Annotated in this window: 16 protein-coding genes; 7 read left to right on the plus strand and 9 right to left on the minus strand. The window is 45.6% G+C overall.

What is annotated here, in order from left to right:
* Nucleotides 1–79: 79 nt before the first annotated feature.
* A complete protein-coding gene (locus OL444_RS06245; protein ID WP_264734087.1) occupies nucleotides 80–676 on the minus strand; it encodes an RNA polymerase sigma factor in 597 nt (198 codons plus the stop codon).
* Between the two features lie 501 nt (nucleotides 677–1,177).
* Here OL444_RS06245 and OL444_RS06250 point away from each other — a divergent pair.
* The 3 genes from OL444_RS06250 to OL444_RS31905 all read left to right on the plus strand — a co-directional run bounded on the left by OL444_RS06250 (nucleotide 1,178) and on the right by OL444_RS31905 (nucleotide 4,143).
* A complete protein-coding gene (locus tag OL444_RS06250; protein ID WP_264734086.1) occupies nucleotides 1,178–2,089 on the plus strand; it encodes a terpene synthase family protein in 912 nt (303 codons plus the stop codon).
* A gap of 38 nt (nucleotides 2,090–2,127) precedes the next feature.
* Nucleotides 2,128–3,579 carry an HAD family hydrolase gene (locus tag OL444_RS06255; RefSeq protein WP_264734085.1) on the plus strand — a complete coding sequence of 484 codons (1,452 nt, stop codon included), beginning with the start codon at nucleotides 2,128–2,130 and terminating at the stop codon, nucleotides 3,577–3,579.
* A gap of 393 nt (nucleotides 3,580–3,972) precedes the next feature.
* Nucleotides 3,973–4,143, plus strand: coding sequence for a class I lanthipeptide (locus OL444_RS31905; RefSeq protein WP_371878164.1), 171 nt, complete (start codon nucleotides 3,973–3,975; stop codon nucleotides 4,141–4,143).
* Nucleotides 4,144–4,238: 95 nt separating this feature from the next.
* Here OL444_RS31905 and OL444_RS06260 read toward each other — a convergent pair whose 3' ends face one another.
* Nucleotides 4,239–5,006 carry a DUF4262 domain-containing protein gene (locus OL444_RS06260; protein ID WP_264734084.1) on the minus strand — a complete coding sequence of 256 codons (768 nt, stop codon included), beginning with the start codon at nucleotides 5,004–5,006 and terminating at the stop codon, nucleotides 4,239–4,241.
* Nucleotides 5,007–5,133: 127 nt separating this feature from the next.
* Between OL444_RS06260 and bla the strand changes: the two genes are divergently transcribed.
* Together bla and OL444_RS06270 are read left to right on the plus strand one after the other, a co-directional pair.
* On the plus strand, nucleotides 5,134–6,036 hold the full coding sequence (gene bla / locus OL444_RS06265; RefSeq protein ID WP_264734083.1) for a class A beta-lactamase, subclass A2: 903 nt from the start codon (nucleotides 5,134–5,136) through the stop codon (nucleotides 6,034–6,036).
* A gap of 80 nt (nucleotides 6,037–6,116) precedes the next feature.
* Nucleotides 6,117–6,821, plus strand: a complete 705-nt coding sequence (locus OL444_RS06270; protein WP_264734082.1) for a GNAT family N-acetyltransferase — start codon at nucleotides 6,117–6,119, stop codon at nucleotides 6,819–6,821.
* A 12-nt stretch (nucleotides 6,822–6,833) separates the two neighbouring features.
* Here OL444_RS06270 and OL444_RS06275 read toward each other — a convergent pair whose 3' ends face one another.
* Together OL444_RS06275 and OL444_RS06280 are read right to left on the minus strand one after the other, a co-directional pair.
* Nucleotides 6,834–7,415 (minus strand): NADPH-dependent FMN reductase, encoded by a 582-nt coding sequence (locus OL444_RS06275; RefSeq protein WP_264734081.1) that lies wholly within the window; start codon nucleotides 7,413–7,415, stop codon nucleotides 6,834–6,836.
* A 94-nt stretch (nucleotides 7,416–7,509) separates the two neighbouring features.
* Nucleotides 7,510–8,856, minus strand: a complete 1,347-nt coding sequence (locus OL444_RS06280) for a hypothetical protein (protein WP_264734080.1) — start codon at nucleotides 8,854–8,856, stop codon at nucleotides 7,510–7,512.
* Nucleotides 8,857–9,379: 523 nt separating this feature from the next.
* Here OL444_RS06280 and OL444_RS06285 point away from each other — a divergent pair.
* A complete protein-coding gene (locus OL444_RS06285) occupies nucleotides 9,380–10,486 on the plus strand; it encodes a T9SS type A sorting domain-containing protein (protein WP_264734079.1) in 1,107 nt (368 codons plus the stop codon).
* A gap of 187 nt (nucleotides 10,487–10,673) precedes the next feature.
* Here OL444_RS06285 and OL444_RS06290 read toward each other — a convergent pair whose 3' ends face one another.
* Both OL444_RS06290 and OL444_RS06295 read right to left on the minus strand, forming a co-directional pair.
* Nucleotides 10,674–11,414 carry a PCMD domain-containing protein gene (locus tag OL444_RS06290; protein ID WP_264734078.1) on the minus strand — a complete coding sequence of 247 codons (741 nt, stop codon included), beginning with the start codon at nucleotides 11,412–11,414 and terminating at the stop codon, nucleotides 10,674–10,676.
* Between the two features lie 109 nt (nucleotides 11,415–11,523).
* Complete coding sequence (locus tag OL444_RS06295) at nucleotides 11,524–11,901, minus strand: winged helix-turn-helix transcriptional regulator (RefSeq protein WP_264734077.1); 378 nt, start codon at nucleotides 11,899–11,901, stop codon at nucleotides 11,524–11,526.
* A gap of 120 nt (nucleotides 11,902–12,021) precedes the next feature.
* Between OL444_RS06295 and OL444_RS06300 the strand changes: the two genes are divergently transcribed.
* Entirely contained in the window at nucleotides 12,022–13,008 is a 987-nt protein-coding gene (locus OL444_RS06300; RefSeq protein WP_264734076.1) for an MBL fold metallo-hydrolase, read from the plus strand.
* A gap of 43 nt (nucleotides 13,009–13,051) precedes the next feature.
* Here OL444_RS06300 and OL444_RS06305 read toward each other — a convergent pair whose 3' ends face one another.
* The 3 genes from OL444_RS06305 to OL444_RS06315 all read right to left on the minus strand — a co-directional run bounded on the left by OL444_RS06305 (nucleotide 13,052) and on the right by OL444_RS06315 (nucleotide 14,448).
* On the minus strand, nucleotides 13,052–13,396 hold the full coding sequence (locus OL444_RS06305) for a hypothetical protein (protein WP_264734075.1): 345 nt from the start codon (nucleotides 13,394–13,396) through the stop codon (nucleotides 13,052–13,054).
* Between the two features lie 3 nt (nucleotides 13,397–13,399).
* The gene (locus OL444_RS06310; RefSeq protein ID WP_264734074.1) at nucleotides 13,400–13,792 is read right to left on the minus strand and encodes a DUF4267 domain-containing protein; all 393 of its coding nucleotides are present in this window, start codon (nucleotides 13,790–13,792) and stop codon (nucleotides 13,400–13,402) included.
* Between the two features lie 74 nt (nucleotides 13,793–13,866).
* Nucleotides 13,867–14,448: a Crp/Fnr family transcriptional regulator gene (locus OL444_RS06315; RefSeq protein WP_264734073.1), complete on the minus strand. Its 582-nt coding sequence runs from the start codon at nucleotides 14,446–14,448 to the stop codon at nucleotides 13,867–13,869.
* Nucleotides 14,449–14,452: the final 4 nt, after the last annotated feature.

The raw sequence follows: 14,452 nt of genomic DNA on the forward strand, positions 1-14,452 counted from the left end.
TTAAAACACCCTGAACGGATGTCTCTTCAATAAAGACAATAAAAAAAGGAAACAGGTGCAGTGCAGGGAAAACTTTTTTTTAGCTGAGGGATTTTATGAGGAGCCAGCAGACGATCAAAGTATGCCCGCCTTGTTTCCGGATGTATTCACGGACGTTGTTCAATGCCCGTACCATATGGCTTTTCACGGTAGCTGGCGCAATATTCAGTTCATGCGCAATCTGCGGATGCGTCATGCCTTGTTCCCGGCTCAGGCGGAAGATGAGGGACTGCTGCGGCGGGAGTTGCGCGATCGCTTCCCGGATCAGTCCTGTTGTTTGTTTGTATTCCAGTAACATGGCCGGTGTCAGGTAGTCTTCCGGCAGTACATCTGCTATGTTGTAATTGCTGGCAGCAGTAGCTTTCTGTTTCAGTATATTTAAAATGGTATTGCGGGCCATGATGAACAGCCAGGCATCAAAATTTTCTACCGTCGCCAGCTTCTCTCTTTTTTCCCAAAGCTTTATAAATACTGTCTGTACAGCATCCTTTGCTTCTTCCGGTGTTTTGAGAAAGCCCAATGCTACCTGGTAAATCTGATTCCAATGGCTGATAAACAGCTGTCGGTAAGCATTTTCATCTCCTTTGACCAGCTGTAATAATAAGGCGTGCTCCTGATATGTATGGTTGGCAGACAATTACATTAATATAGACTTATAATAACTATAGTTGCTAAACAAAGATAGAAATTTCCCGGAAGTATCTTTGCAGTGAAATAAGATTCATCCTGCAGCTGTAATGGCCAACGGGATAAAGTGCCATCCGGAAAGACTTTCGAGTCAATAGATTCCATCTATACAATATTACAGCATATCAACGAAAAGGTTTGTTAATATGATTGTTAACAGCGTGGATTTTTCCTTCGTCTTTTTTAAGAATAGCTGCGCGCTACGATTACCTGCATGCAGCAGGCACCCCGGTCCGTGAGGGAAACAATCACTGCCATACAACCCGGTCCTGCAGCGGTATTATGCATCCCGTTGAATAGGCGACCGGACGGTATCCCGTTTTCGATTGTAATAAATGCTTTAGGCGAAAACCAATTCCAATGTTGTGGTGTTATAATAAATCAGGTATCTGCATGATGTAATGTTAGCCTTGTATGCACTTTTATAAATCCGGTTATACCCTCAAATAAAATGGAAAAGCAACTCTTCGATGAGCTTATTGGCCAGGCCCCGATCCTGATAAGCCCCCACCGCAGCAGATTGGAACAGGTTATCCGGGACTGGATCCTACATGATCTTCACCTGGCCGATGATGATAAAAAAAAACTGATAGCGATCAATGTAGCGGCCGCCAATGCCCGGATGTTTGCCCGCGCTGCTTATGACCCCATCCTGATTGCCTCCCGTTTATTGCTGTTCTTTTTTGTGGTGGATGACCCATTCGAACTGCAATCCGAAGCAGCAATAATACATACGCAACAACCTTATATCACGCTGCTGAATGGTGGTACAGTACCGGATGAGGATGCCGGCTGCGTCATGTTACGGGTGATCCTGCAAGAGCTGAAAGCATGTAACGTATCAACGGCCTGGATGCAACGGTTTGTGGCCAGTTTGAAAATATATTTTCAAGGCGTAAGAGAAGAAAGCATATGGAGAAGTAAAGGTATTCATCCTGATCCGGATACGTACCTGACTATGCGGGTGAAATCGGGCATCGTGGATGCCTATTACAACCTGGTGGAAATAGGACAGGGAATAGAATTGAATGAAGCCGATTTGCAGATAGCGGCATTACAACAAATAAACTATCTGAGCAGTCGTGCCTGGATCCTGGATAATGAACTGGCCTCTATGGAAAAAGAGAAAGCAGATCTGATGAACTATATTAACGTATTGCAGTTTAATAGTCACATTCCCAGAGGGGAGGCGATCCGCCGAACTATCGACAAGCGGCACGAACTGCTGGCCGCATTTAATCATTTACGGCAACATCCCGATGTAGCAGATCCCAAACTACAGCAATATATTGATGGACTGGAATTATTGATCTATGGCGTGTTGTGTTGGTATTATATGGATACCCCCCGATATGATACCTGAAGAGAATGCATTTTTGAAAATCCCTGAATGCTGTTCACATGGATTACGATTACCTGATTATTAATGTATCGCGTACCTTATTTTGCTTTGGAGAAAATACCGGTAAAACCCTCATTAAACCCTTCCGTATTTTACGACACAAAGCCTGGTACGATTACGTACAACAGAAGTCCTCATTGGACGAAATGTTATCTGTATTGGCCGCAGATTTACAGAAGACCGAAGCAGAAGTGCTGACTGTCATTCAGCGAATGTGTGATGCCGCCGTTCCTGATCCGGAGGTATGGGAAAAAATTAACCAGTTCAAAACCTGCGGCAAGCAGGTGATTGGTATTATTACCACAGGACAGCGGGAACATACTGCTATCGTAGCAAAGAGTGGCCTGGATATGACGGTGTTCAGTCAATTATTTTATCTCTCCGCTTTTACCTACGACATTCCTTATCCTGATTTTCTGGGTGAAATACGAAGTAAACTTCCGATCGTTCCAGGAAAGGCGGTTTTTGTTGACCGGGAAAAAGAAGCTGTCTGCAATGGTTGTATACATGGTATTCACACGGTTTTGCTGGAAGATCATGCGCCTGTGTTAACCGAAATTACGCCTGGTAATCTGATACAGCATGGTATCGATAATTACCTGGACACCTCCTTTCCGTTGCATTATAAGCATACGCATATAAAATATGAAGATAATGACGAGGGGCCTGTTATTCGGGAATGGTATGCCCCGATTCTGTTATGGAGCCTGTTGCCGGATGTGGTTCCTGCTGTAGTGGAGCGCGAGTTGCAGGAGCTGGGCATCAGCCATCACAGAATTAATTTTTTCGAAGACCAGGAAGATATTTTGACCTTTAACATGCTGCCATTTGATATTGATACCAGCTCCGTATTTCTGGGAACCATGCTGGATAAAGGAGTGATACCGGTAGCAACGGGGGAAGAAGAACTGGACAGGATCCTGAGAAACGTAAACCGATCAGGGATATTGTTACTGTACTTTGATCAGAACAGGCCTCGTATTGAGCCGGTAGGTATTATTAATTGTATGTATGTCGCCTATTTACTGAATCGGGAGCGGCATCCCGTGGTCAGGCAGAATGAAGCATTTGCGGCTAAAGTATTTGCGGGGAAAGGTTGGGAAAACGGAACCTATTTTTATCCTTCACCGGAATTTTTTTTATTGATCGTTTTCCGTTTTGTACGGCGGTTTGAAGACCGTGCTGCTGCAACATGGCTGCATGGCTTACGGGAAGGCGTACAAGCACGGATAGGTTTGCCGGGCAACCCATTGGAATTGGCCATCCGGATTATCATTAGTAAATGGCTGGAAATTAAAAATACAGCGGATGTCAATAGTCTCTTACGGCTGAGAACAGAACGTGCCGGCTTCCAATGGCCGGATAGCCCTTTGTACTCGTTGCCTTCTATGCGTGGATATATGTTTAATCCGGTATTTGATGCGGCTTTGATAAAAGCAGCATTGGCTTAATACTACCAATGAAATGACTGATAATAATGTTACCTGGATAGGTGTTTTTTTATCAGATCGTACCTTGTAAAACTGTGTGGGTCTTTCCGGTTTTTTTTGATGACGAAATAATTTTTTTTAATAGCGTGTGTAACTATATAACTGGTAGATAAGTTGAAAAATTGTCAGTCAGATCGTAAAGTATAGTGGGCCGGAATTGCAGCAGTAGCAAACATATCAGCCTGAAAAAAAAGCAGCGCAAAGTAAGCTGTTGTAATGAATGAAAATACCAACATCATGGTATTGTTGAAGCGATAATTTTGGCGGAAATTTAAATAACGCTGAACAACGACCCCACGGCACTGTATTCCACACTAAAGATAGGGGTCAATTATTTAATTTGTTATTACACTTATGAAAAAGAAAATCGTAAGTCAGGAAAAAAAACTGACATTAGGTAAGTTAACCGTAGCCGGCTTAAGCCACACCGAACAACAAAATCTGAAAGGTGGTGCCAACACCATCTCCCCTTCTTGCCAATACACTTTTTGCTTTTGCGTGACCATTTTGACAAGATGTTGCTAATTTGTTCGTTACCTGTAATTTCTCATCAGCCGGCGATCCTTTCGCCGGCTGCTTAATACCAACACATATCCTATAAGTATACCTTAACCACCTACTCAGCTTTCGGCTTCCATGGTATCTGCTGCATATTGCCACGCATCTCCGGCCGTATTTCGCCATGCCCGCCACCCATACTGCAGATGAAACAGGTGATTGATACCTGGGTCAAGCCGGGTGATTTCTTCCAGACAAACCAGCTTTACATCATTGGCATCAGGCGTTTCACTGGTGAGAAACTGCCAGTCTCCCTCTTCATCATGATACACGTATAAAATAGGATCTCCTTTAAATGCCTGGCTGGTTACATAAACACCGATATTTCTTTCTTCATAGAATTTAAAATCTGTATTCCTGTCCAGCAAGGGTTGTTTGAATTTCCAGTCGGGATTAAAATCTTTATCCCACGGAAAATGATGTTGTTTATCCGGCCATATTACCTGTAGCAAAGGAAAATCAAATGACCCGTCATAAAACCAGCCACCGTAACCCACATAATCAGCATAATGGGCTTTGTCTACTTCGAGGAACCGGATGTTATATCCTGTCAGAAATCCATCATATAGCGTATCTGTATGCAGGCGTTCACCATTTTTAATAAGATCGCGGGCATGATTCAGGATGGCTGCCATAACGTTGGTGGATAAACCAAAACAAATCAGTTCAGGATGTCCGAATGTTTTGTAAAGACCAATAGAATAAGCAAAGGCAGGCAGATAATTATCCGCCGGTAATAATGCCAGATGGCAACCGTATTGCGCAACGTCATCAAGAATGATTTGTTTAGCGGCAAGGTCGTGCTGATGGTGATCGTGATCGTCTGTCATGTTTTAGATCGTATTGAATAGGCTACAGCGGCTAAAAGTACGTATTTTTATATAAGGGATGTACAGTTGATAAACGCCCTGCTGCATTACCCAATTGTTTTTACCTTTGTAATAAGCATAACTACATATGATAACAGCGCCGCGTTTTATTTTCACTTTATTATTTTCACTTTTTATTGCTACCGCCTTTGGACAAATCCATACGTTGCAGCAAAAGATTGAACAGATCAGTACATCCAAGCAGGCTACGGTAGGTGTGGCCATCGCTGGGCCGGGTAAGGGCGATACGCTGAGCATATTGGCCAATAAACATTTTCCGATGCAAAGTGTGTTTAAATTTCACATTGCTTTGGCGATACTCAACGAAGTGGATAAAGGAAAATTTTCCCTGAATCAGCCTATCCTTATCCGGAAAAAAGATTTACGGCGGGGTACCTGGAGCCCGATCCGGGAGAAATATCCGAATGGGAACATACAACTGCCCCTGGCGGAAATACTTACCTATACGGTGGCAGAAAGTGACAATAACGGATGCGACATCCTGTTAAGGTTGATCGGTGGTACGGCAACAGTTAACCGCTACATACACGGGATCGGTGTGAAGGAAGTGTCCATTAAGGCAAACGAAGCGGAAGCTGCCAAAGCCTGGTCAGTGCAATTCAGGAATTGGACTACCCCGGTAGCAGCCGTAGCAGCATTGCGCCGGTTTTATGAGGGCAAGATACTGTCTGAAAAGAGTACGGCATTTTTGTGGCAAACAATGCTGGGTACAGCAACCGGTAAAAAACGACTGAAAGGACAATTGCCTGCCGGTACATTGGTGGCGCATAAAACAGGCACCTCTGATACCAATGCAGCGGGAGAGACAGCTGCCATTAATGATATAGGCGTGGTGATGTTACCGGATGGAAGATATTTTTACATCAGTGTTTTTGTGACTGCCGCTAAAGAAAATACCGATACCAACGAAAAGATCATTGCGGATATTGCCAAAGCTGCCTGGGACTACTTTACCCAACAGCCATTATAATTGCCCGGGTTGTATGCCGGAGGTAATGAGCAGCTGGCTGTGATGTTCAGACAAAGTTATACCCACCTTAAATCCCGTATATGCATCAACACACAGCTACGGAGCTGATGATACTGGAAGCCTCCGCATTGTTTACCTATGATGCACAGCAACGGATGCGGACCATCAATGAACCCTGGGATGGTACCGCTGCAGCGCCGCTCTTTTTCCTGGGACGTGCCGCAGATGGCGGTACTATCTGCCGGTTCAGGCACGATGTGGAGCCGGAACAGGTGGAACAAATGACTACACTTGCCGGAAAGGAATCTTTCTCTGATGATATCCGGGCGAAGCCCCTGCACTTTAACGCGTATATGCAATGGTTGAAGGGGACGCGTAGCTCCATTGGGCTGTCCTACCTGGTACCGCCCACTTTAACACCAGCGATCGAAGTTGTGCGGGTAACGCCTGAAAATATAACTGATTTTGTGCTGACTGGCTTCGAGTGGTTACAGGAAGAAGTGCCCTATGTACAACCATGTATAGCTGTTGTACAGGCAGGACGTATCGTTTCCACCTGTCGCAGCGTACGGATAGCTGCTGGTGTACAGGAGGCAGGCGTAGATACCCACGTCGATTTCCGGGGAAATAATTATGCCCTGGCGGTGGTAGCGGGATGGGCGCAAATGGTAAGCGCGCAAGGCAACGTACCAATATATAGTACCAGTGATGATAACCTGTCTTCTCAACGGGTGGCCGCCAAACTGGGACTGGTTTACTTCGGCACTACTTTCACGATTAGCTGAGCTGTATTGCTATTAATGGATAGAGGGGGCGGGAAGATAAGTCTGCGCAACCCCTTCCTGATCGGCAATACTACTGGCCAGTGAACGTATCAGCTGATGGATTTGTTCCCGGGTTTCCGGATCTGTTATCTGGCCGGCTACATTCACCTTTGTTTTAATGGCGGAAATGACCAGTTGTGTAGCTGCGGTGATCCGGGATTCAATGATGAGTAAGGTACCCAGCAGCGCTTTATGGGCAATATGTCCGGAAGTGGAAGCTGTGATGAGGGCTACCGGCTTCCGGGAAAACTCCATGGAAGATACTGTCCAGTCGATGGCATTTTTCAAAGAGCCGGGAACGCCGATCGCATATTCGGGGGTACAGATTAATATACCATCCGCAGCCTGCAGTTGCTGGCGGAAGCGGGTTACTGCTTCCGGAGCCTTTTCGGGATCGAGGTCCGGATTGAAATGCGGCAGTGTGGCAATTCCTTCAAATATATCGATCGTAAAATACGGGCTGGCAAGGTCGCTGATGGCTTTGATCAGGTGCCCGTTTGAAGAGCTGTTTCTGGTACTGCCGGAAATGGCCAGTATATGAGGATGTGCAGTCATGTGAGGTGTCTTTGGTATAAGCCATGTCACAACAGTGACTATGGCGGTCTTAAATGTACAAAAGTTTTCATCGTTGTCTGGTTGAATAAAGTGATTACTTATGTTCTATCAGCCCGTCTCTGGTAACTTCGGGTAAGTCCTGTATCGCACTTGACTTGGAGAAGTTGGGGTTGTTGATTTTGCTTTTATCGATGAGAGATTGATAAAAATTCCGGATACCGGCCGCGAGTTGTAAGGAATAATCCAGTTTATTATACGTCTGCCCTTCGAAAGTTAACGGGCCGGTACCTCCTTTTATGGGAGAGAAGTATTCCTGGAAAGCTGCTACAGTGAATGTTTTTCTGGTCAGCTTGAAGTTGGCCAGTGGCGCCGGCGACCCAAAATCGGTCACTGCTGCTTTACTGTGGCAGGAAATGCAGGAAGAGATGGGATTATCTACCGGCCCATTCAGGCGCCCTCCCAGGCCATGATGTGACAGATAGGCTTTCAGGTTATTGGTTGCGGCGGTAATTTCTATCAGGTCTGCATTCAGCACGGTTTCTTGCAGTTTGGGATTAATAAAGGCGCCTTCTTTATTGATCAGGGTATCTACATTGCTATCATCGCCCCACATCAGCCCTACAGGCACTATTTTGTCCCATACCGTTGTGCCGCCTTTGCCTGCATCATAGATGAAAGTGCCGAATGCCCAACCAGCTTCGCCGGCTCTTTTATCCTTTACCGCAATGTCGATTTGCAGCAGTCTGACAGTGGAGTCTATTCTTTTGGCTTTGCAGGCAGCTTGCTGGGCCGGCGTACCACTTTGTGGATTGCAGGGGTATATATTGGCGGTCCATTCCTTGCTGCCTTTCAGAAAAGGTATTTTATCAGGTGTGCCGGTGGTAAACAGCAATTTAAAGGACACAGTGCCTTCCGGGAAGTCGGCCAGCTGCAGTGCCGGAATACTGTCTGATTCCCATACTTTGCCGATGGTGTAGCCGCCAGGTGGGTTATAGAAGCCGACAGCCCAGTTTTCCAATCCTACATTCTGTTTTTTATTCAGTTCGAAAGGAGGTACCGGCCTTTCTCTCGTTAGCCCATGGTGGTATTCGCGGCCATTTAAAGTAACATGCAGCCAGGGGGCATGATACCATTTCCTGACTTTGTTGTCCTGCACTTTGAAGTCCACATCCAGATTGCCTTCCAGGCAGTAGTGCAATACCGCCTGCATATAAGCTTTGTAATCTTTTTTAAAGTCAATGGCAGTCCATGGGTAGACCTCATCCACTTTAAAAGTGTCCGGATAATCCTGGCTTAATTCAAAGAGATTTTTTGCGCCGGCAGGAGGTGGATAATCCGGGTCGAAGCTGGGGAATTGTGTTTTGTAAGGAGATTTAGCGGGTGGTGTTTTGCAGGAAAATATGGCCAGTGCCATGAGGAATACTACTAATAGACATTTCATAATAATCGTTTTTGAGGGTGGTCGATGAAATTGTAAATAGCTATGGGGTGTATTATTTGCTTGAGTAATATGCCGCCTTTATGGGTGGTTGATTGCCGGAGTTTATGATCATGAGGGATATAATGAGTGACATTGCCAGATGTGCCAGGCTTATGTTCGTAAGTTATATTGTTGGTGCCGGTTCCTGTTGTATAATGGTTTAGGTGATGGTGTATGATCGCTTTAAATCCTGGTGTGTATACCCGCATGGATATAGATGAGGACTGAAAAGTATCGCGTATGTAGTTAAACAGCTGGTAGCTGAAATTGTTCTGAAAGCAGCTGAAAAATTATGCAGTTGAAACAGCAGTGGTGGAAACTGTTTTTTGCAGTATATTTTTTTTCGTGTATGCAATATAGTTAGTATTCCTGCTGTAGTGCCAATACAGCCGGAAAGAGGAGATTTGTATGATTGGATTTTCGGATACCTATATTGATGACTACAGCTGATACCTGGGCACAGTGTTAACCTTTCAGTGGCCCAATGACCTGGCGTAATACCTACGACTGCTTTCCCACACTTAAAATATATAGCTATGAAGAAAAAAATGTTACTAAAACCCTGTTTTTCCTGACGGCACTCCTCGCCTCTCCTGCGCTGTATGCCCAAAGCTGGTTATTAACCGGTAACGCAGGTACCAACCCGACAACCAATTCCCTGGGTACCACTGATAACAATGACCTGGTGTTTAAAACCAACAATCTGCCCCGTGTTACTTTATCGTCTTCTCAATACGGTACATTGGCCGTAGGTAAACAAGGGGCGGAAGGCTCATTGCACGTTTTTGGGAGAGATATAGGCGGTGTTACCGCTCCTTTATATGTTGGGGGCAATGTAGCCGGTCTGACCTGGGGAAATGCCGTTGGCCAGACCATGGGCCGGTTAATCCGCTTAAATCAGGGCGCCGATGCTGCTTTTGGTGGTATCAACTGGTATGATATCGATATCGGACAAGACAAGGCCTTTTTTATTACCAACCACTCGGTGCCGCCTACCAGCGGTAATGGTGTGATCCGGAAACGGATGCTGGTTATCAGCCCGGATGACCGCGTGGGTATTAACCTGGCAGGAGATGTTATTGGCAATGGGGCCTTGCCTACGGCTAATTTTCACACCAACGGAACGGTCAGGTTGCAAAACCTGCCGGTAGGTACGGGTTATACGCTGGTGGCAGATCTTGCCGGTAACGTATATCGCAGTAATGCTACTGCAAGCCGTGTTGCCAACGATTCATTACAGACGCAGATCGATGAGCTTAAAAAAGAAATCGCAGCATTGAAAGCGTTGTTGGTGGTGAAACAGGGAGAAGTAGCCATCAGCCCTGCTTCCAAAAACGAACTGTTTCAGAATGCCCCGAATCCTTTTAATGCACAAACCCTGATCCGTTATACGCTGGCAGGTACTGTCAGCAACGCCTATCTCCAGATAGCTGATGTGAATGGCCGGCCGGTGAAAAAGATTGATATCTCCGGCCAGAAACAACCGGTAGTAACGATTAACGGCGGAGAGCTGCCATCCGGGGTATATTATTATAGCCTGGTCCTCGATGGGCAAATAACGGATACTAAAAAGATGGTACTGACAAAGTAAATAATAGCATTATTACGTATATACTTAATAGTTAGTTTATAATAAACAGGCCATTCTTTCATGATATGATGGAAGGATGGTCTTTTTATTGGTAGCTATGGTGGGTGGCGTCTGGCTGAAAAGAAGCAATGCTGAGATTCCCGGCTGCAGGAAAACAGCCGGGAACAGGGAGTCCGGAAAGCGATGATTAGTGAATGGTCACCGGTTGCCGGCTACCACCGGCACCTGTTAACGCCAGATCATCTATAGTCAGGTACAGACAGTTGCCCGGCATACTGCCGCTACTGTTGCAAAAACCATTTCTGCTGGATATAAAGGTGATGACTACACTATCCGGTACTGCCTGTGAATCATATCGGATGGGCAGCGTAAATGGGCGGAACTGACTGGCAGGGCCCAGATTAATTTCTGCATACGCTACTTTTTCACTTCGCTGCGTTGCAGGATTAAATTTGCGTAAGGCAATCAGGGCGATGGCGGAATCGGGTTTGCCGTTGTTGGTGCCATATTCATACTTATAATAACCTGTTAGGGCAGTGGGGCGGCTGTGAATGGGAATACCCCCTTTTTTATGGTTATCATAGCCCGGAATACCGCCTGTCCAGACATCTCCATTGGTGAGATATCCTTTGGCATAATAATACCAGTTCCAGATTTTTGCAGCATACCGGCCACTATGTGCATCGGTAGTACTGCTGGCGCCTGAAGAACTCAATAGCCAGTTCAATGGCTGATTGCCGGTACTGTTCTGGCTTTCAAATCCGGCATTGGGCAATGATGCGGTTGATAATGCAGCGGCGGCTGCAGCATCCTGTGGAAGGGAGGGAATATCATCTCCTGTTAAAGAAGTTTGTTTGCAGCTGGTGGCTGTCATCAAAAGGAGTATACCCGCAATAAAAGTGTGCTTCAGCGGAATGTAGGTTCGCATGTGGAGGTTTTACAAGGTGAGAAAATGTGGTTCCGTTCTCCCGTGGAATATTAATATCGTTATAAATATATCACCTCAACAAGGAAGCGCCGTCGCAGTTGGCGCACTTTTATTTTAAAGAAGACAGCGGTGAACAGTTGTCTGTGATGATGGGAATGTTTTCTTTGATCAGCTGTTTTTCGCCCCATTGCGCGAGGTAGCTGATAAAGGGAATCAGTTCCGCTCCGGCCGGTGTAAGGGTGTACTCTACACGGGGCGGTACTTCCTGATATACTTTCCGGTGTATCAGCTCATCTTCTTCCAGCTCTCTCAGGGTTTGGGTCAGCATTTTAGGGGTGGTGTCTGCAATGATCCGGCGCAACGCCCCATAACGTAACAGGGTATTGCAGTGCAGATACCACAGCACCCTCCCTTTGTATTTACCACCAATCCGGCGAAAGGCATAATCCACGGCACATATGGGTACCTCTTCAGTTTTTTTGCTCACTATATTAATTTTTATAGATTGATTATCAGTATTACTATCTTTTTGGTGCGTAGGGCACTTTTTAGTGCATACTTGTTTCAAATGTACTACGCAAATAATTTTGCAGCAAATTATAACGCTATGGAGAGAAGAGCCTTAGTTAAAAACCTCTTTGTATTGGGGATGACAGCCTCATTACCTTTGAAAACCTTGTTTGCCCGACAACACAGTGCCCCCCTCAACGTGAAACGCCCCTTTCACCGCTTTCAGCTGGGAGAGCTGGAACTGACAACGATTACCGACGGTCACCTGGTGATTGCACCTGTGCAGCCTGCCTTTGCCCCCAATGCGGCGGCGGCAGAAGTAGAAGGATTATTGAAAGCCAGCTTCCGTTCTACCAAAGAAATAGATCTGAGTATGAATATACTGGCTATCAGAAAAGGGAAACAGGTAATATTGGTGGATTCCGGCGCCGGTTATAGTTTTGGCAGCGGTTGCGGATGGTTGCCGCAATCTCTCTCGGATGCAGGTATATCACCGGAAGAAGTGACCGATATTATATTGTCTCACGCCCATACAGATCATTCCGGCGGGCTGATAAAGAAAGATGGCAGTCTGGTATTTCCTAATGCACAGATCTATCTCTCGGCAGTAGAACATCGTTTCTGGATGTCTGATCACCCGGATTTCTCGAAAGCTAAATTCGATAACAAGGACCAGTTAAACCACATTATTGCAGAGACCAAAAAGATATTTACCACAGTAAAAGACCGTTTGAAACTGTTTGACCATCCGACGGAACTGTTTGGTTGTATCCGGCTGGAACTGGCTGCAGGACATACGCCTGGCCATACGCTGGTACATGTGTTTTCTGGCTCGGAAGAAATCGTACATATTGCTGACCTGATGCATTCTGATGTATTGCTGTTTCCACATCCGGAATGGGGCTTCTATGGCGATACGGATTTCACAGCAGCAGCAGCTACCCGGAAAAAAGTTTTACAGGTGCTGGCAGAAAAGAAAGCGAAAGTATTTGCCTATCACCTGCCATGGCCGGGCATAGGGCATGTACGCAAACAGGATAAAGGATTTGAGTGGATACCGGAAACCTATTCGTTTCCCGCTTAAAAATAAAAAACGGTTGACCGGCAGAAAGGTCAACCGTTTTTTATTATACTGTTACCCCTGTTCTGACAACGGCTATACCCGCTGCCAGCAAGGTTAATCCCAATAAAGTATAGTACACTTTTTTCGTATAGGGCTTACCGTCATACAGGATGTTGATGCCAACGATCCCCAGGAAAATAATTGTTTTAGGCACTACTTTGTAATAGTTGATAACCGGATATTTCAGTGCTACCAGCAACAACCCGGTAAACAGTATGATCATTCCCAGGATCAGTCCTTTTTTATCCCGGATGGCTGTGGTTTTATGTGGCCATAGTATAACCAGGGTACCCAGATAGCCCATAAAGGCAAGAAAGTGCAGCAACAGGATGGTATTGAATAATAACATGGCTTATTTTTTTGCAGTGAAACGGAGATAAAAACTGCCCAATACGACACACAGTATAACCGCAATGGCATGTGGATACAGGCTGGCGGTAGCATGTCCGGGTTGCCGTAATACAACGGTAAAATCCATGACAGGTATCATGGTACTCAGTACCAGCAACGAGCCTAATGCACTATATTCTTTTCTGAGGAGTAGTATAATCACCACCAGCCCGGTAAACAGGTCCCGGATACCTTTAATATCATGGAAAGAAAAATTGCCGTTTGCAGGAACATGAATGCCGAAAGCCGCTTCAGCTACCGCCGGCGCAACAAGAAAACGGATGCCGATAAATACCAGCAGGATGCCTGTAAGTAAGGTCAGATAAAAATAAATGGAAACAGTGAGTGGTTTCATAATCGCCTGATTTAGTTTGATGAAACAAAGCTAAAACCGGCGCTATAACTATCCGTTCACCTGGGTTAATAAATCTACCCGGTGGCCAGTCGTTTCCGGATACGACTAAGGGAAGGCGGTTTAACCCCTACAAAAGAAGAGAGATGATACTGGGGAATACGTTGCTGCAGATCCGGGTAGTGGGCTACAAAATGCAGGTAACGTTGTTCTGGTGCGTCGGTATACAGCGAGGTGATTTTACGGATGGCATTTACGTACAGGTATTCGCATATCAGACGACCGAATTTTTGCCCTTCTTTTACCTGTTCGTATAATAGCTGAAGATGATCATAGGAGATAGTCAGTATTTCACAGGCTTCAATACACTGGATGTTTTTGCTGGAAGCAGAATGGTCCAGGAAACTTTCATAATTGCAGGTGAACTCATTTTCTTTGCCGAATTCATAGGTCTGTTCTTCACCGGTATCGCTGATCGTATAGTAACGCAGCAGGCCTTTAGTGATAAATCCTACTGTTTTACACACCTGCCCCTCCTGCAGGAAAAAAGCGCCTTTCTTAAACTTTTTGGGTACAAAAAGGCCGGCGATAAATGTTTGTTCCGCTGCCGTCAGCGGAATGATATTTTCAATTGCCCGGATCAAAGCAGTGTGCATCATATAA

The sequence above is a fragment of the Chitinophaga nivalis genome (genome assembly GCF_025989125.1).
GTDB classification, from domain to species: Bacteria; Bacteroidota; Bacteroidia; order Chitinophagales; family Chitinophagaceae; genus Chitinophaga; species Chitinophaga nivalis.